The 17,211-nt window shown below is 72.0% G+C and carries 11 protein-coding genes; 5 read left to right on the plus strand and 6 right to left on the minus strand.

From position 1 onward, the window contains the following. Positions 1 to 82 precede the first annotated feature (82 nt). Positions 83 to 1,444, minus strand: coding sequence for a sugar ABC transporter substrate-binding protein (locus ACE1OC_RS00740; RefSeq protein ID WP_407835266.1), 1,362 nt, complete (start codon positions 1,442 to 1,444; stop codon positions 83 to 85). Between the two features lie 119 nt (positions 1,445 to 1,563). On the opposite strand from ACE1OC_RS00740, the gene ACE1OC_RS00745 reads away from it, so the two are divergent. Continuing rightward, positions 1,564 to 2,343, plus strand: coding sequence for an IclR family transcriptional regulator (locus tag ACE1OC_RS00745; protein WP_407835267.1), 780 nt, complete (start codon positions 1,564 to 1,566; stop codon positions 2,341 to 2,343). Positions 2,344 to 2,353: 10 nt separating this feature from the next. Here ACE1OC_RS00745 and ACE1OC_RS00750 read toward each other — a convergent pair whose 3' ends face one another. The 3 genes from ACE1OC_RS00750 to ACE1OC_RS00760 form a co-directional block, all read right to left on the minus strand. Continuing rightward, positions 2,354 to 3,793: a cellulose binding domain-containing protein gene (locus ACE1OC_RS00750; RefSeq protein ID WP_407835268.1), complete on the minus strand. Its 1,440-nt coding sequence runs from the start codon at positions 3,791 to 3,793 to the stop codon at positions 2,354 to 2,356. Between the two features lie 14 nt (positions 3,794 to 3,807). Next, positions 3,808 to 6,171 (minus strand): cellulose binding domain-containing protein, encoded by a 2,364-nt coding sequence (locus tag ACE1OC_RS00755; RefSeq protein WP_407835269.1) that lies wholly within the window; start codon positions 6,169 to 6,171, stop codon positions 3,808 to 3,810. Positions 6,172 to 6,554: 383 nt separating this feature from the next. Beyond that, complete coding sequence (locus ACE1OC_RS00760) at positions 6,555 to 7,187, minus strand: TetR/AcrR family transcriptional regulator (protein ID WP_407835270.1); 633 nt, start codon at positions 7,185 to 7,187, stop codon at positions 6,555 to 6,557. Between the two features lie 139 nt (positions 7,188 to 7,326). Between ACE1OC_RS00760 and ACE1OC_RS00765 the strand changes: the two genes are divergently transcribed. The 4 genes from ACE1OC_RS00765 (at position 7,327) to ACE1OC_RS00780 (ending at position 11,969) form a co-directional block, all read left to right on the plus strand. Continuing rightward, positions 7,327 to 8,769, plus strand: coding sequence for a purine-cytosine permease family protein (locus ACE1OC_RS00765; RefSeq protein WP_407835271.1), 1,443 nt, complete (start codon positions 7,327 to 7,329; stop codon positions 8,767 to 8,769). Positions 8,770 to 8,779: 10 nt separating this feature from the next. Next, positions 8,780 to 10,408: an amidohydrolase gene (locus ACE1OC_RS00770; RefSeq protein WP_407835272.1), complete on the plus strand. Its 1,629-nt coding sequence runs from the start codon at positions 8,780 to 8,782 to the stop codon at positions 10,406 to 10,408. Continuing rightward, positions 10,396 to 11,505, plus strand: coding sequence for a C45 family autoproteolytic acyltransferase/hydolase (locus ACE1OC_RS00775; protein WP_407835273.1), 1,110 nt, complete (start codon positions 10,396 to 10,398; stop codon positions 11,503 to 11,505). The genes ACE1OC_RS00770 and ACE1OC_RS00775 overlap by 13 nt, the downstream gene beginning before the upstream one ends. A 314-nt stretch (positions 11,506 to 11,819) precedes the next feature. Further along, positions 11,820 to 11,969 (plus strand): hypothetical protein, encoded by a 150-nt coding sequence (locus ACE1OC_RS00780; protein WP_407835274.1) that lies wholly within the window; start codon positions 11,820 to 11,822, stop codon positions 11,967 to 11,969. Positions 11,970 to 12,009: 40 nt separating this feature from the next. On the opposite strand, the gene ACE1OC_RS00785 is transcribed toward ACE1OC_RS00780, so the two are convergent. Both ACE1OC_RS00785 and ACE1OC_RS00790 read right to left on the minus strand, forming a co-directional pair. Further along, on the minus strand, positions 12,010 to 12,771 hold the full coding sequence (locus ACE1OC_RS00785; protein WP_407841449.1) for an ArsR/SmtB family transcription factor: 762 nt from the start codon (positions 12,769 to 12,771) through the stop codon (positions 12,010 to 12,012). Next, on the minus strand, positions 12,764 to 17,086 hold the full coding sequence (locus tag ACE1OC_RS00790) for a DNA-binding protein (RefSeq protein WP_407835275.1): 4,323 nt from the start codon (positions 17,084 to 17,086) through the stop codon (positions 12,764 to 12,766). Before ACE1OC_RS00790 ends, ACE1OC_RS00785 begins: the two co-directional genes overlap by 8 nt. Positions 17,087 to 17,211: the final 125 nt, after the last annotated feature.

Below are 17,211 nucleotides of genomic sequence, written 5' to 3' on the forward strand. Positions count from 1 at the left end.
TTGAAGAGCGCGAAGAGGAGCAGTGCCGGGGCGAGGAACAGCCAGGGGGTCAGCCACCCCCGCCGGGGGCGGGTCGGCCTGATCAGGACCCCGCCCCCTGCTTCTTCAGCTCCTCGGCGAACGAGGCGGCGAGCTTGCCCAGCACGGCTCCGGGGTCGGAACCGCAGTCGGCGACCATGCCGTTGAGCGCTTCCGCGGAGGCCTGGCGGAAGGGTGTCCACTCCTTCACCACGGGCGAGTAGCGGCCGGACGTGCGGTAGACCTCGTCGAAGACCTGCCAGCGGGTGTCCTGGCGGACGGCGGACAGCTGGACGGTCTTGCTGACGGGCAGCCGGACCACGTTGCCGGCGGTGTCCCCCGCCATGCCGGCGCTCTGTCCTTCGGCGCCGATGAGGAACTCGGCGTACTTCAGCTGGCCCTTGGGGTTCTTCGAGCCGGCCATCAGGTAGGTGTTCTCGCCCTCGGCGAGGACGGCGCTCTTGCCGCCCGGGCCGGGCGGCAGCGGGAGGACCTCGTACTTGTCCTTGCCCAGGGCCTTGTCGAAGCGGGCCATGTTGTAGGGGCCGGTGAGGTAGATGCCGCCCTTACCGGTCTCGAACAGCGGGTGCGCCTGGGTGGTCTCTGCGGTGACCGCGCCCGGTACGACGCTCTTGTCGGCGCAGAACTGGTCCTTGAGGTGGCGTGCGGCCGCGGCGGCCGCGGGGCTGTCGATCGCGGGCTTCAGGCTCTCGCCCTCGCCGGTGAAGTACTCGCCGCCCGCCGACCAGAGGAAGCTGGAGAAGTACCAGTCCATGTACCCGCGCTTGGTGGTGCCGGGGATGACGTAGCCGTAGGTGTCGGCCTTGCCGTTGCCGTCGGGGTCCCCGGTGGTGAAGGCCGTGGCGAGGGCATCGAGCTGGTCCCAGCCGGTGGGCGGTGCGATGCCCAGCTTCTCCCGCCAGTCCTTGCGCACGAAGAGGGCGAAGGTCTGCGCGGAGAAGGGCACGCCGTAGTACTTGCCGTCCGCGGCCCGGGCGGCCTCCCAGGAGCTGGGGATCAGCTGGTCGCCGCCGGCCACCTCGGACTGCCTGACCTCGCGGACCAGGCCTTGCTTGACGAGGGTGCCGAGCTGGGCGGTGTCGTTGACGATCAGGTCCGGCAGGTCCTTCTGCGCGGCGGCCTGCTGGAGCTTGGTCTCGAAGTCGTCGAACAGGGCGGTGACCTTGGCCTCGACTCCGGTGGCCTTGGTGAAGGCGGCGGCGAGGTCCTGGTGGGTCTTCTCGGTGGGCGAGCCGGGGGGCTTGCGGACCCAGATCTCGAGGGGGGCCTTGTCGTCCCCTCCGGCGCTGTCGGACCCGGCGTCCGCACCGCAGCCGGTGAGGGTCCCGAGGGCGAGTACGGCGGCAAGTGAGGCGGCCAGGACGGTGGGTGCTGCTCTGCGATCCGTGCGATCCGTGCGATTCATGAGAGGTGGACCCTCGTCTAGATATGTGGACAGGATCTGAGAATGTGGCTGCTCTGCAAGGGAAGGTAAGCGTCCGCTACCATGCCGGTCAACAGCCGTGCGGAACTTGGAGGATGTACATGCCCGAAGCAACGCCGGACGTCGCGACGGTCAAGTCCGCCGAGCGAACCGTGCGCATCCTGGAGGCACTTGCCTCCTCCTCGGAGAAGCTCACGGTGTCCGAGCTCCAGGAGCGCCTCGGGTACCCGCGCAGCAGCCTGCACGCACTCGTGCGGACCCTGCGCGAGCTCAAGTGGGTGGAGGCGGACGACAGCGGCTCCGCCTTCGGCGTCGGCCCGCACGCGCTGCTGTCCGGCACCGCCTACCTCGACCGGGATCCCGCTCTGCCGTACGCGCACGCCGTCATGGAGGACCTCCGCGAGGAGACGGGCTACACCGTCCACTTCGCCCGCCGGGACGACGCGTACGTCCTCTACCTCGCCAGCCGCGAGGCACGCGACAACGTCCGCGCCATCTCCCGGGTCGGCCGCCGGCTGCCCGCCCATCTGACCGCGCTGGGACAGGCGTTGCTCGCGGACCTCACCACCGAAGAGGTGGATTCGGTCCTGCCGGCCCACCTGGAGGCCTTCACCCCGAACACGGTCACCGACCGCACCGAGCTGTACGCCGAGCTGGCCCGCGTACGGGACCGGGGCTGGGCCCTGGAACGGGAGCAGGGCACCGCGGGGGTGGCCTGCCTGTCCGCGCCCGTGCACTACCGGATCCCCGCCTCGGACGCCATCAGCTGCTCGATGCCGGTGGCGGCCGCGACCGAGTTGGAGACCGCACGCGTCGCGAGGGCGGTGGTGGCTCATGCCACGGCCCTCGCGAACACGCTGCGCCGTCACGGCATCAGATGACCCGTCACCCTCAGGGGACGACCGGGACGTTGGTCAGGCCGACCGTCGCTCCCGTGACGGTGTTGGAGGAGTGGACGACGTTGGGCCGGGCGGAACACTGCGACACCGAGGTGACCTTGACGGCGTAGGCTCCGACGCCGCCGAGGTCCGAGGTGTTGTTCCGCCACACCGTTCCGCATCCGTTGGCGAAGGCCGGGGTGGTGGAGGGGTTGTGCGTCTCGTAGCCGTTGGCGAAGGTGCCCGGCGGGGCGAAGGTTCCCTTGTTGCCTTCGATCACGTAGTCGACGCCCTTGACGTCGACCCAGGAGTCGGCGGAGTTCTGCCCCGTGATCCCCCGGCCGTCGAAGGTGTTGCCCCGGATGGTTCCGGCGAAGGTCCCCTCCTTGATGTCGATGGCCTCCGCGGCCACGTAGGGGCCGATCCGGTTGTTCTCCACGAGCACCCGGTCGGAGCGGTCCACCCCGCCGGAGTTGCCGTGACAGCCCCAGTTGGAGCCCGCAGAGCCGAGGTAGACACCCTCTCCGTAGCCGGGCTGGACCAGGCCGGTGTGCTCGATGACGGAGTTGCGGATCACCCCGTCTGCGGAGGACCGCCGGAAGTGCACCCCCTCCTCGTCGACGTGGTGGACGTGCAGCCCGTCCGCCTTGACGTGGTGGGAGTTGTCGATCACCACGCCCTTCTTGGACTCCTTCACCGTGAAGCCGGCGAGGTTCCAGTACGGCGCCCCGTGCAGCCACAGCCCGTAGCCGGAATCCCAGCCCGTCGTGGGTACCGGGCAGGACGGGGCGTCGCCCGAGGGTCCGTCGTTGACGAGGACGGCCGTACGCGGCCCGGTCAGGGTGATCGGCGCGGCCGCGGTACCGGCCCGCTCGGTGACGAAGGACCCCCGGTACTCGCCGGCCGCCATCCGGATGGTCTGGCCGGGTGTGGCCGCGGCAAGCGCGCTCCGGAGCTCGGCCGAGGTGTCGACGTCGACCACGGGGCCGGGCGGGAGGGTGGTGGTCGGCGTGGGTGTGGGCGTGGGTGTCGGGGTCGGGGTCGGGGTCCCAGGGCCGCCGGCGCACGGCGCACCGTTGATCTTGCAGTTGAGCGGCAGCCCGAGGCCGGCGGCGTTGAAGCCGAAGCCCTTCGAGCCGCCCGGGGCGATGTCCCCGTTCCAGCCGACGTTGGTGAAGGTGAAGTGCTGCCCGCTCTGGGCCTTGTTCGCCGACCAGTGACTGCCGACCGTCGTTCCCGCGGGCAGGTCGAACTCCACCTTCCAGCCGGTGGCCGCGGCATCTCCCCCGTTGGTGACGGCCACGTCGGCTCCGTAGCCCGAGTCCCACACGCTGGTCTGCGTGATGCGGGCGGTGAGGCTGGGTGCGGCGGCCTGTGCGGGCAGGGTCAGGGCCCCCGCCGCCACCAGACCGGCCACGGTCGCCACGACGGCTCCCGGTATCGCTCTGCGCATGTTCGGCTCGCTTCCTACCGGCGGACGACGGTGAGTTGGTCGGGGAGGCCGAGCCCGGTCGCGTTGAAGCCGAAGCCCTTCTCCTGGCTGGCGGCGATGGCGCCGTTCCAGGCCACGTTGGTGAAGCCGAACCGCTGGCCGCTCTGCGTCTTGTTCGCCGACCAGTGGCTGGACACGCCGGTGCCGGAGGGCAGCGTGAACTCGACGTTCCAGCCCGAGACCGCAGTGGCGCAGTCGTTCTTGACGAACACGTCCATGCCGTAACCGCTGCTCCAGGCGCTCGTCCGGACGGTCCGCACGGTCAGGCAGCCTGCCGGCGAGGAGGTCGGTGTGGGGGTGGGCGTCGGCGTGGGGGTCGGCGTCGGCGTGGGCGTCGGCGTCGGCGTGGGGGTGGGCGTCGGCGTCGGCGTGGGGGTGGGCGTCGGAGTAGCGCCGCCCGTCAGGGACTTCAGGAAGAGCGAGGCCCCTGTGTCCGTCCTGGTGGCGTCCACACCGTGGCCGCCCGTGTAGTCCAGCCGTTCGCGGCCCGCCCAGTCGGGGATCGCCGTGCCGCTCTGGTCGAGGTGCTTCCACGCCGTGCCGCTCCAGCCGAACTGGTAGACCCGGCTGGTGTCGGAGTAGTACGGGGTGTAACCCGCCCCCGCGGCCGTCTGCTTGCTCATCGTGTTGTTGAAGAAGACGTTGCGCGGGCCGCTGGAGCCGGACCACTTCACCGCCTTCTTGCCCGCGCCCCACCAGATCGGGTACCAGGTGGAGGCGTCGGGGCCGCCGCCGCCCTCTTCACCGCAGTTCGCGCGGCAGTTGCCGGAGCGGTGGTCGAAGGGCACGGTCACCGTGTTGTTCTCGAAGAGGTTGTTGCGCTCCCAGCCCCCGTGCAGGTTCAGGTCGGAATCGAGGTCGTTTCCGATGACCACGTTCCCGGAGGCCGACCACTGGAAAGTGAAGTGGCGCAGGTTGCGGGAGGTGTTGCCCGCGTAGAGGGAGTCCCAGACGCGCGAGCCACGGAAGTATCCGTTGCCACCCTTGCCCTTGTTCCACGATCCGTCGAGCCGGTTGTCGACGATCTGGAGGTGGTACGCCTCCTCGGTGACGATCGGGTGCGAGCCGGTCATCTCCGTCCGGATGCCACGGACCCAGGAGTCGGCGGCCCATTTGAAGACGATGCCGTGCATCTCCTCGGCCGGCGCCATGTTGCCGTAGTTGAACTTCGCGTCCGCCGCGTCGAGTCCGGGGATCTGCTGGGTGAGTGCGAAGTCCTCAAAGCCGACGCCGAGGACCGGGTCGACGAGCGGCGCGGCCTTGGAGTCGTAGACCGCGCCCGCGATCGGCGCCGAGCCGTCCGATGTGGAGCTGACCGGGACGTCGAACTCCAGGGGCTTGTCCAGGGTCAGCGTGCGGTTGGCGGTGTCCACGGCCGCGACCGTGAAGATCTGCTGGCGCATGTGGATGTTCTGGAGCGTGCCGTCGGCGGGCTGGACGTCCTGCTGGGCGTAGAACTTCAGCGTGTTCGCCGCCCGGATGTTGACCAGTCCGCCCTGCCGGAAGCCACCGAGCGCCCCGGAGGAGGCCAGGTGCACGACCTTGTCCCCGGCGCGGGCCGCGAAGCCGGTGTCGCCCGCCTTGTCACGGAGCTTGAGCCCCGCCTTCCAGTGGACGTTGACGGTGCCCTCGAAGAGGTCCTTGCGGTTGGCGGGGGCCGCCGCGTACTCCGAGGCGTAGGCCGAGTGGACGCCGCGCGACTGGACGCGGAACAGGCCGCGGCCGGGCCAGATCCATCCGCCCTTGGCCGAGCCGGCGGTCATGCCGTCCTCGTCCCAGTCCGAGCCGTCCGGAGTGAGCGCGTCGTAGCGGGTGTTGGCGTCGGGCCGGAACACGAACCGGGTGCCGCCAGCGCCGCTGCCCGCCCCCCGCAGGGTGAGGTAGTCGGCGTCGACCGATATCTGCCGGCTCACGTCGAGGACGCCGGCGGGGAGGGTGATCAGCGACAGCTTGGTGTGGCCGGCGCCGGGCGAGCAGGTGGTGCGGATCTGGTCGATCGCCGCCTGGAGTCCGGCCGAATCGTCGGCTCCGTCGTTCGGCGTCACTCCGAGGCCGGCCAGTTCTGTGGGGGTGATCTGGCAGGCCGCGTCGGGGTTCGTCTCTGCGGGGCCGGGGAGGTCGGCGCCACCCCGGTATCCGGCCTTCGACCAGTCGTAGAGGCCGCTGACCGGCGTGCGCCGGTTGTTGTGGGACAGGTCGAGGCCGCTGGTCACAGCGGCGGAAGCGGTCGCGGCGGCGGCGTGAGCGCCGCCGTCCAGGGAGCCCAGGGTGGCGCCGGAGGCCATGAGCAGGGCCGTGGCGCCGCCGCATGCGGCGGCGGTTCTCCATCGTGCGGACAACGTTCCTCCTGCGATGGTGGGGGGAGAGTTGGGGAGGCAGCCGCGGTACATCGTGCTGGTAGACGTCCACTCGGTCAATGGCCGTCTCAGCATCAATTTACAGTCCACATATGTGGATTGAGGGCAGGAGTCTTGTAGCGGATCACGGGAGGCTGGTATCAATTCCATGCCGTTAGGAAACTTTCCTTACGATCGCAGGATCGTCAACGGGATGGAGGCATCTCGAGGCCGACAGTCCGCTCGTCGACCTGACCCGCACTCCCCGCATCGCGGCCGCGCCACCCCCGGAAACGACGGGAGGCCCGGCCCGCTCCGCCATGGGGCCGCCCGGGCCGCGCTCGTACCCCACTCCGCCCGCCGACACCCGTCGGCCGACGACCGCCTCAGCCGGCGTCGCGCAACGTCCGCGCGGGGAGGCCGAGTTCGCGCTCGGCCGTGGTGAACACCAAGGTGTCGAGGGCGGGGTGGGTGAACGGCCGTTCGTCGTTCACGTAGGAGCCGAGCCCGTCGATCGCGACGAGGATGACCACGCAGGCCCCCAGCGCATCGGCGGTGGTGAACTCGCCACTGCGCACGCCGTCCTCGATCACCGAGGTCAGGGTGTCGCGCATGATCGCTTCCTGTCCGGCGACGGCGCTCCGCAGGGTCGGCCGGTAGCGGGCGAGGTGGCGGGCGTTGAGCCAGAGCCGGCCGAGGTCGGTGAACTCCTCCCCTCCGAGACGGTGCAGGAGGCGGCTCAGCCTCCGCGTCGGCGGGAGCGCGGCCTCCTCTTCCGGGAGCAGGGCATCGCGTTCGCGGGCGACCGCCCGGACGAAGGCCTCGCACAGCAGATCGTCGACGGTCGGGAAGTAGTGACTGATCAGACCGGGCCGCACCCCGAGCTCGTCGGCGACGAGCTGCATGGTCACGCGCTCCAGACCCCGCTCGAGTGCGAGGCGGGCGGCGGTCCGGAGGATCTCCGTCCGCCGCTCCTCCGCGGTCTTGCGCGTCCGGGCGGGACGGGGGGTTGACGTCATGCGGAACAGCCTATTGGATGGCGCACCAACAGCTTATTGGTGTTGACACCAATAAGCTGGGTAGCCTGCGGCCCCTACCCTCCCGGACATCTCGGTGGCGAGGGCAGTGCCGTCTTCTCGCCTCCTCGAAGGGCCACTCATGCAGCGTTCCCCACAAGGCACCGACACGGCCGCGACCGCTCCCGGCCGCGACCGGGCCGGCTCGGTCGAGAGCCGCGGCATCGACGTCGTACCCGCCGCGGAGCGCCACGGCACGGCGCGCGAGCTGTTCTCCCTCTGGGCGGCACCGAACGTGAGCTACCTCAGCTTCGTGGTGGGCGGAACCCTCGTTCTGATGGGGATGTCGCTGGCCGAAGCGATGGCCGTCATCGTCGCCGGGAACTCCTTCTGGCTCCTGACCGGCTTCATCGCCGTCAGTGGCCCCGCCGCGGGCACCTCCGGTTCCGTGATCTCCCGCGCCATGTACGGGGTCGTGGGGAACAAGGTCGTGGTGGCCCTCACCGGCTGGCTGATCGCCTCGCTCTATCTCGCGCTGAACTGGTCGGCGGCCTCCACCGCCGGCCTCGGCCTTGCCGCCCGGCTCGGCCTGCCGCGGTCCGCGGCCCTGGACGCCGCGGTGGTCTGCCTGATCGCCGGCATCACGATCCTCATCGCCATATTCGGGCATGCGACGATCGTCCGCCTGTACGGCGTGCTCACCGTCCTCCTCACGCTGGTGTTCCTCACCCTGAGCGCGTTGGTCCTCGCGCACGCGGACTGGTCGTACACGCCGGCCGGACCGCTCACCGGGACGCAGCACCTGGTCGTCCTGGCCTCCGGGCTCACCATCGTCGCGTCCGCGCCGCTGTCGTACGCCAACAGCCCCGACCTCGCCCGCTACCTCCCGCAGCACACCAGCGGCCGGGCCATCACCCTGTGGACGGCGGCCGGCGCCTTCCTGCCGAGCGTCGCCTTCACGGCGATCGGGGCCCTCGCGGCCACCGCGCTCGACATGAGCGATCCACAGACCGCGCTGGAAAGCATCATGCCGCCCTGGTTCGTGCCCGCCTTCGTCGCTGCCGTCGTGGTGAACACCGTCGCGAACAACGGCATCACCGCCTACAGCTCCGGCCTCTCGATGCAGTCGATCGGTGTACGCCTGCCCCGCACGATCGCCGTGCTGGTCATCGGCGTCATGGGCACCGTCATGACCCTGTTCGCCCTGCTGGTCTTCGACTTCCTCGCCGCCGTCAACACCATGATGGAGCTGGTCGTGGTGATCACCGGTCCCTGCATGGCCGTCTACGCCACCGACATCATCCTGCGGCGCAACCGCTACGACGGACAGCAGCTCCACGACGAGAGCCGCACCAGCCCCTTCTGGTACCGCGGCGGCGTCAACTGGCCCGGCGTCCTCGCCACCCTGGCCGGCATCGGCGCGGCGACGCTCTGCGCCGGTTCCACGTCCTGGGCCGGACCCGTCTCCTCGGCGATGGGCGGCCTCAACCTCGCCGTGCCCGTCGGTGTCCTCGGCTCGGCGGTCCTGTACGGGGCCCTGACGCGCGCCTTCGGCACCCTCCCTCCCCCGACCGACCGGCACTGAAGGACCGACCATGAACGCCGACCTCATCGTGCGCGCCGCACGGATCGAGAACTTCGACGCCGCACCCGCCCCGTCCACGGCCTCCGTGGTGGCCGTCCAGGACGGCAGGATCGTCGCCGTCGGCGGCGAGGACCTCCTGCGCGAGCGGGCGGGCGCCGCCACCCGGGTGCTGGACTTCCCCGCAGCCACCCTGGTCCCGGGCCTGACCGATTCCCACGCCCACCCGGTGTGGGGAGCGATCGAGGTCGGCACCGGCCTGGACCTCGGCGGGGCGAGCACCCTCGACGAGGTCTGCGCACGGATCGCCGTCCGTCTCGCGGAGCAGCGAGGCCCCGCCTGGGTGACCGGCTTCGACCTCGACGTCAACGTCTTCGACGGGGAGCCCACCGGGCAGCCGCTGGAGCACCGCTTTCCAGGGGCGCCGATCTCGCTCATGACCCGCGACGCGCACTCCCTCGTGGTCAGCCCGGCCGTGATCGACCGGATGGGCCTGACCGGTACGGAGACCTTCGACGACGCCTCCCGGATCGTCATCGGCCCCGACGGCCGGCCCACCGGCTTCGTCCTCGAACTCCAGGCCATGGAGCTCGTGTTCGCCCACTATCCCGCCGTACCGCTCGCCGACGCCGTCCGGCACGTCACCGACCGACTGCGCGCGTTCGCCGCGACCGGCCTCACGGGCCTGCACGCGCTGGACTTCGCTTCGCCCTCCGAGGAGGTCTACCGCGCGATCGAGAGAGCGGGAGACCTGCCCGTACGCGTGCGCTGCTCACCGCTCGTACCGGCCGACTCCACGCGGGGGGACTGGGAGGCCGTGGTCGCCCAGCAGCGGCTCGCCGGTCGCCGCTGGCACGTCGCGGGCGCCAAGTTCATGCTGGACGGCACCGCCGACAACGGATCCGCCTGGTTCGAGCACCCCGACGTCTTCGGACAGAACCGCCTGCCGCTGTGGAAGGACGTGGAGGGCTACCGAGAGGCCGTCCGCTTCTTCACCGAGCACGACGTGCCCACCGCCACGCACGCCATCGGCGACCAGGCCGTCCGCACCGCCCTCGACGTGATCGAGGAGACCGGCCATGCCGCGTCCGCCCCCCACCGGATCGAGCACATCGAGTCGATCCCCGACGATCTGCTTCCCCGCTTCGCGGCCCTCGGCGTCGTCGCGGGTCTCCAGCCCGTCCACGCGACCCGGATGACCAGGGCGGACCGGAGCGACAACTGGTCCCACCGGATCGGCCCGGAGCGCGCCGCCCACGGCTGGCGCACCCGTGACCTGCTGGACCACGGTGCCGTCGTCGCCCTCGGATCCGACTGGCCCATCGGGATCGGGGACCCACGGACCGCCCTCTCCGACGCCCAGCTGCGACGCCCCGTCGACGAGCCGACGACCGTGCCCGTCCAGCCCGGCCAGCGGATCAGCGCCCGGGAGGCCTACGCGGGGATGACCCGCTCCCCCGCCATCGCCGCGGGCTCCGCCGGCCGCCTCGGCCGGATCGCCCCGGGCTACCTGGCCGACCTCACGGTGTTCGCCCGCAACCCCCTCGACCTGAGCCCCGAGGAACAGGCCGACAACCCCGTCCTCGCCACCGTCGTCGACGGTTCCGTCCTCCACCACACCGCCCAGGAATGCGCCTCGTGACCTCTGCCCCGTACCCCCGCCCCGAACACCGCCTCCACGTGAGCGTCGACGCTGCCGACCCGCGGGCCCGCGGCCGGTCCCGGGGCCGACAACTCGCCGACGGCCTGCACGGCGCGCTCGCCTCCTACGACGGTCTCTTCGCGCTCGCCGGCATCCGGCCCGCCACGGTCCGCTCCGACGCGGAGCTCGCGCTCGACGCCGTCGACGCCTTCCGCCCGGCGCTGCGCGAACAGATCGAAGGTATCGCCGACGCCGCTCGGGTCGAGCCCTGGCAGATCGCCGCCCTCAACGCCCGCACCGAGATCCTCGCCCGCAGCCGCGCCGTCCCGCCCGGCGAGTGCTCGACCATCGTGCGGCGCCTGCCGAGTCCCGGCGGCGCCACCACCCCGGTCGGCGTGCAGACCTGGGACTGGCACGTCGAGCTCAGCTCCTCCTGGCACACGATCGCCAGTGCCGGCGCGACGTACCGGTACGCCGGCATCACCGAGCACGGCATCCTCGCCAAGATCGGCGTGAACAGCGCCGGACTCGCCCTGCACTTCAACATCCTCGGACACCGGGACGACCGCGTCGGCGGCGTACCGGTACACGTCCTCGCCGCCGCCGTCCTCGAAGAGGCGGGCAGCACGGAGCACGCCCGGGAGATCCTTCTCCACGCCCCGCTCACCTCGTCCGGATCCTTCGCCCTCTTCGACGAGGACAGCGCCCTGCTCCTCGACCTCAGCCCGGTGGGGATCTTCGAGGTTCCCGAAGCGGCCCCGGGAACGCACTTGCGCACCAACCACTTCCTCACCGCCGTCCCGGCCGCGCACGAGAAGAGCTCGCTCTACCAGCCCGACTCCGGTGAGCGCTATGCGTTCCTCCGTGACCGGATCGAGCAGGCCCCCGTGGAGCGGGCCGAGGAACTGGTCGAGCGGCTGATCACCGGTCCGGGGGAACCACCGCTGACCTGCGTCCCCGACATGAACGCCCCGTCGGGGCACCGTTGGGCAAGTCTGGCCACCGTCGTCCTCGACCCCGCCACCCGCACGGCACAGGTACTCGACGGCACTCCCGCCGAACACGCGAGCCGCCCGTGGAGCACCCTGCGGGCGTGACCGCAGCGTGCCCGTGCCCATCCGCCGGCGGCGCATGGTGGGCACGTGCACATGGCCCGGGTGCGCGGCCGTCCTCGAAGCTGAACGTCCACGAGCGGCGCACCCGCGGCCGACCGCTCCATCGAGGGCGGCCGTCTCCACCCGCGACGCCTTCCCGCTGCACCCGAACGCCCAGGGCTCCCGTGCCTTCGGCCTGGCTCTGGCCGACGCCGTGCGTACGGACGCTTCGCATGCACGGTGGCCGCCAAGCCGAAGCCGGTGGCCCAGGACGCGAGCGAGGAGGACAAAATGAAAGCCTGACCTACACCCTCGCCATGGCAGACGAAGAGATCGGACGGATCTCGACGGAACTCGTCGCCGTACGCAAGGCCAACACCCTCGCCGTGTTCCACGCACAGAGCATGAGCGGCACGGCGGACCACCCCAAGAGCGTGGTCGAAGCCCAAGCCGGAAAGCTCGGCTGACCGTTCGTCCGACCATCCCGCTCACGCCTCGGGCGTCGGATCATCCGTGGTTTCCCAAGAGTTCGGCGCCGAGAGGGGTGACGGTGTGCACCACGGATCTGCCGCGTCGGCTCGTGGTGATCAGATGGGCGTTGCGCAGCACCGTCGCGTGCTCGCTGGCCGCTGCGAGCGACACGTTCAGGCGCCGCGCCAGCTCGCTGGTGCTGCACCCCTCGGTGGCCACTTGCAGTGCTGCGGCCCGAGTGCGCCCCAGCAAGGCACCCAGGGACTGCTCCGCGGCCTGCGCCGCACCCCACAGGGCAGTGCCAGCCGCTGCGTCACCGATGGTCGGAATGGCCAGTGTGGGCGCCGAGGTGTCGTCCTGCGAGTCCCACAGCAGTGCCGGGTCCCGCCACAGGAAGACCGTCGGCGCGATGACGAGACCGCGCCCCCCGAGGTGGACGTCGACGTGCCGGTGGTACTGCACCTCCAGTACCGGTGACCGCCACCGCACCAGCGGCACGCACATCCCCTCCAGCAGGCGTTCGATCCCGCCGTCGAGCAGCGTCCGCGCGAAGGTCGCCCGTACGCCCTCCACATGGGATCGCGCCCCGTTCCAATAGGGAGCTACGAGCGCCTCGTTGCAGGCGGCGAGCCCCGCGGCGAACTCCTTGCGGGCTTCGAGGTCGCCGGCCGCCAGGTCCCGGGCCCACGACAACTGCGAGGGGTGGAAGGCGATGTGCTCGAGCTCGGTCCGCAAACTGGCGGGCGACGCCCGAAGCAGGTTGTCGATTCCCTCCTCCAGGGACGGCGTGTCACCCATCAGGACCGTCAGGTCGATGTCCGGGCCGTCCACGGCCAGCAGGCTCGTGACCGGACGGGTCTGCGCGCCCAGCCGCCCGCGGACCGCCTTCTGCCAGGGGCGGAAGGGCAGGGCCTTGGCGGCGCAGTCGCGCAGCAGCCTCAGGCTGTACATCGTTTCCGCGGCCGCCCCTATCGTCGCGGCCACCCGGGTCCGAGCCAGGTCCTCGGCAGTGAAGTGAATGCGTAGCACCGGGCATCCTCCATCGCCGTCTACTCCGGCGCCACTTGATCGCCCATCGCAGTCTGTGCCCTGGCTGCGGCTCCGTCCAGGACATGTTTCGGCCAAGCCCCGCAGCGCGCGGGTTCGTGGGACCGCGGGGTGAACGCGATCCGTCAGCAGGTCTTTCGGTAAGGAGATCCGGGAGGTAGGTGCGCCAGTCGGAGCGGGAGAGGCCGGTTCCGGAGCGGGCGCAGACGGAGTCTGCGAGGCGGTCCGGGGTCACCTGGTGGGTGCGGACGGTGCTGTGTTCGCCTGCGCTGTGGAGGGTTCGGCCGTCGGGTGAGAAGGCGACGGCGACGATTCCGTCGCCGGGGGTCGGCAGCGGCGGTCCCAGAGGCCGGCCCGAGTTCACGTCCCAGAGCCGGAGCGTTCCGGAGGCGCCCGCCACGGCCAGGGTGTGGCCGTCGGGGGAAAAGGCCAGGGCGGTGACGGCCTTTGAGGAGTCGAGGCCGATCGCGTCCGCGCCGGCCGGGAGGGTCGCCAGGCGTCGCTCGGCCTCGCCGTCCCACAGGGTGACCCCGCCCGTCGTGTCACCGACGGCCAGGCGCGTGTTGTCGGGGCTGTAGGCCATCACTCCGCCCTGTTCCGTGGTGGGGCCCCGTTCGGTGCGTCGGCCGGTGGTGACGTCGAAGGTGTCCGAGGAGGTCGCGAGCAGTCGGCCGTCAGGGCGGACCGCGACCCGGGAGGACCGGTCGCTCCGCGGGTTCGGCACGGGGGAGGTCCGGTCCTTCGTGAGGTCCTGGGGGCGGGTCCGCTGTCCGCTCGCCACGTCCCGGACGTCCAGGGAGTCGACGCCCGCGCGCGTCGTGAGCAGGGACCGGCCGTCGGGTGAGACGGCCATGCCCGTGATGGGCAGCCGGGCGGCGAAGGGCGGTTCCGGGTCCGTGGGGAGGGGACGGGCCGTGTTCGCCGGCACGTCCCACAGCGTCGGCTCCTGGGGGCGCGTCGCGGTCGCCTCGCCTGCCGGCCGGTCCTCCCCCGCGTCGGAGCCTTCGGCGAAGTCGGTTCGGGCGTGGGCGAGGGTGCGTCCGTCGGGGCTGAGCGCGAGGAGGACGCGGCAGTCGTGTCGTGCGGGAGTTTCGGTGGGTTCCGGTGCGGCCTTCGGGCAGTCGGCCGGCGGGGTGCTGGCCGTGCGCCGGCCGTCGGCGACGGCGTAGGCCTCGAACCAGGTGCTGTCTCCCTGCCGGCGGTCGACCGCGACGGTCGTGGCGTCCGCGCTGAAGGTGCCCGTCGATGCCGGTTCGGGGTTCCAGTCCGCCGTCGCGGCCGTTCCGTAGGAGATCGTGCGCACCACGGTGTCCCCGAGCCGGCGTTCGGTCAGGTACCTGATGACGCCGTCCTTCGGGTCGATCCGGAGCTGGGAGGCGGCCCCGTTGGTGAGGGAGTACCGGAAGACCGGCCGTTCGGGCGCGGAGAGTCGCCACATCAGGATCTCCCGGCCGTCGACGGCCGCGGCGAACCGGCCGTCGGGGCTGGTGGTCATCTCGGTCAGGCCGGGGTGGTTGATCCCGGCCGGTTCCCGGCCCGTGACCGGGTCCCACAGGCTCAGGCCGCCCGGCTCCTGGGCCGCGAGGACGGCGCCGTCACCAGTGAAGCGGAACGCGTCCACGGCGCACGCTCCGGGCCGGGAGGCGGGGAGCTCGGCGCGCCGGGCCACGTCCCAGACCTTCAGGGGCACGTCGGCCCGTTCGAAGGCGCCGACCGCGTCCCCTCCCCGGGCGCACAGGGCGAGGTGGCGTCCGTCCGGGCTGAGCGCCCACATCGGATGCCGCCCGGTCGGCACCTCCAGCAGGGTGCGGCCGCTCCGTACGTCCCGGAGCGAGAGCCGGCCGGTGGCACCGTCCATGTCCAGGTCGGCGACGACCTGTTCGGCGGCCGTCCAGCCGATGGAAGCGCCCACCGGGTGGGGCACGGCGTCGAGCGCCGTCCCGGACACCAGGTCCAGCCGTCGCGCCCCGCTCTCGGATGCGGGCTCCGTCTCCGCCCGGCCCCCCTGCACCAGCGCGGTGCGGCCGTCCGGGGAGATTCCGCGGAACAGGGCCAGCGGGTCGAGGGCCGTCTCCGGTCCGACGGCCGTCTTCTTCGTGACGTCCCAGGCGCGCAGGGAGTCCACGTCGACGGCTACCGCGATCCGGCCGTCCGCGCTCAGCCGGACCGGAGACGCGGGGTGGGAGGTCCAGGGCCCCGCCTCGTCCGGTACGTCGTAGGCGTCGGACTCGGCCTGGCCGGACGCCGCCAGCAGCGCCGACCGGGTCTCGGCGGTCTCGGCGACCCGCCAGGCGGCCACGCTCAGCCGCATCGCCAGGGCGGGGTCGGAGCCCCGTAGGCCCTGGGCCACGGCTGCCAGCTGGGCGGCGGCCAGTTCCTCCCCCTTGGCCTTGCGGATCGCGGCGTCGACCCGCTGCCGGACGTTGTCGCGGCCCTGCTGCCAGGCGGTCGTGCTCACCACCGTGAGGAGGACGAGGAGGAGGCCGACGACGGAGGTGACGCCGCGACGGATCCGGCGCGTACGGGCGCGGGACGCCAGGCCCGCACGCAGGAACTCCCGCTCCGTCGGGATCAGCTCGGCGGAGCGGCCCGCGTCGTCGGCGAACGTGGCCTCGGCCTCGGCCAGTTCGCCTCCGCGCAGGAGCGCCCCGGTGTCGCGTCGGCGGGTCAGCCAGTTCTGGGTGGCCTGGGTCAACCGGCGGTGGCGCCGCAGCCGTTCGCGATCGGTGTCGATCCAGCCGCGCAGCCGCGGCCACGCGGTGATCAGGGCCTCGTGCGCCAGGTCCACGACGTCCCGGTCCAGGGTGACGAGCCGGGCTCGGGCCAGCCGGTCCAGTACGGCTGCCGCTTCGGCGGCCTCCGGCGAGTCCGGGGGCACGAGGGTGTCGCGGGGTACGGGCCGCCGGGTGTCGGGGGCTCCGTCGCCGGGGGTGATCAGGTTCAGCAGGAGGCGACGCGCGACGGGGGCGCGGTCGGGCCCGAGTGCCGCGTAGACCTCCTCGGCGGTCTGGGCCAGGGCTCCGCGCAGACCACCGGCCGCCTCGTGTCCGGCCAGGGTCAGCGTGCGCCCGCGGCGGCGCCGCCAGGTCTCGAGCAGGGCGTGGGAGAGCAGCGGCAGGCTGCCGGGTTCGCGGGTGACCTCTTCCACGAGCCGGGCCGTGAGGGCGCGTTCGACGGTGAGACCGGCCGCTGCCGCGGGACGCACGATCGCGCCGCGCATCTCCTCGGCGGTCAGCGGGCCCACGGGGAGGGCCGCGGCCCGGGCGGCCTCGGCCAGGGCGGGGTGGGCCAGGCAGTTCGCGTAGAAGTCGGCGCGCACGGCGAGCACCACGCGGATCCGGCTTCCGGGGTGGCGGGCGGCGAGGAGGGCCGCGAGGAAGTCCCGTCGTTCGTCGGGGTCCGTGCAGAGGGTGAAGACCTCCTCGAACTGGTCGACGATCAGCCAGGTCTCGCCGTCTCCGGCGGCGGGGGTGAGTACCGGCGCGTGGGTCCGCATCGGGTGTTCGCCCGGGGTGAGGACGCGCAGGGCCGCGGCGGGTGGCAGCGGTGGTGCGGAGCGGCGCAGTCGCGGGATGAGACCGGCCCGCAGCAGGGAGGACTTGCCGCTGCCGGAGGGGCCGAGGACGACGGCGAAGCGGTGTGCGGCGACCAGGGCGGTCAGTTGGTCGGTCAGCTGTTCCCGGCCGAAGAACACGGCCTCGTCCTCGGGTTCGAAGCGCGTCAGGCCCCGGTAGGGCGCAGTTCCCCCGCTGTCGGCGCCGAGTTCGAGGGAGGCCAGGGCTTCGGTCGCTGCTTCGGCCGCGGCCGCGCGCCACCGGCGTTCCCATTCCGTCCGGGCGCCGCCGCAGACCTCGGCGTAGGCCAGCGTCACGGGCAGGCTCGGGAGCCGGTTTCCGGCGGCGGCCTGGGAGAGGGCCGTCACCGAAAAGCCGGCCCGCGCGGACAGTTCCCGGTAGGGAACGGAGCCGGCCGCGCGGCGCAGTGCGCGGAGCTCGGCGGCGAACCGGGCGGCGGGACCGGCTTGTGGGTCGAGCGCCTTCTCCGGCCTTCCCGCACCGCGTCCCATGTGGTCCCCTCCCCCGGGATCAAGATCATTTCCACCGTATGCGGGGGCACCAGCAGCCACAAGGGCCTCTTCGGCCACGGAAAACAATTGTTCAGCCGCCCGGATCGAGGCTGCTGAACAATCCG

The sequence above is a fragment of the Streptomyces stoeckheimensis genome, assembly GCF_045822005.1.
Taxonomy (GTDB): Bacteria; Actinomycetota; Actinomycetes; order Streptomycetales; family Streptomycetaceae; genus Streptomyces; species Streptomyces stoeckheimensis.

Excerpts from the sequence above, each read along its gene's own strand:
- ACE1OC_RS00740 (WP_407835266.1), bottom strand. The coding sequence starts at position 1,444 with ATGAATCGCACGGATCGCACGGATCGCAGAGCAGCACCCACCGTCCTG.
- ACE1OC_RS00745 (WP_407835267.1), top strand. The coding sequence starts at position 1,564 with ATGCCCGAAGCAACGCCGGACGTCGCGACGGTCAAGTCCGCCGAGCGA.
- ACE1OC_RS00750 (WP_407835268.1), bottom strand. The coding sequence starts at position 3,793 with ATGCGCAGAGCGATACCGGGAGCCGTCGTGGCGACCGTGGCCGGTCTG.
- ACE1OC_RS00760 (WP_407835270.1), bottom strand. The coding sequence starts at position 7,187 with ATGACGTCAACCCCCCGTCCCGCCCGGACGCGCAAGACCGCGGAGGAG.
- ACE1OC_RS00765 (WP_407835271.1), top strand. The coding sequence starts at position 7,327 with ATGCAGCGTTCCCCACAAGGCACCGACACGGCCGCGACCGCTCCCGGC.
- ACE1OC_RS00770 (WP_407835272.1), top strand. The coding sequence starts at position 8,780 with ATGAACGCCGACCTCATCGTGCGCGCCGCACGGATCGAGAACTTCGAC.
- ACE1OC_RS00775 (WP_407835273.1), top strand. The coding sequence starts at position 10,396 with ATGCGCCTCGTGACCTCTGCCCCGTACCCCCGCCCCGAACACCGCCTC.
- ACE1OC_RS00780 (WP_407835274.1), top strand. The coding sequence starts at position 11,820 with ATGGCAGACGAAGAGATCGGACGGATCTCGACGGAACTCGTCGCCGTA.
- ACE1OC_RS00785 (WP_407841449.1), bottom strand. The coding sequence starts at position 12,771 with ATGGGTGACACGCCGTCCCTGGAGGAGGGAATCGACAACCTGCTTCGG.
- ACE1OC_RS00790 (WP_407835275.1), bottom strand. The coding sequence starts at position 17,086 with ATGGGACGCGGTGCGGGAAGGCCGGAGAAGGCGCTCGACCCACAAGCC.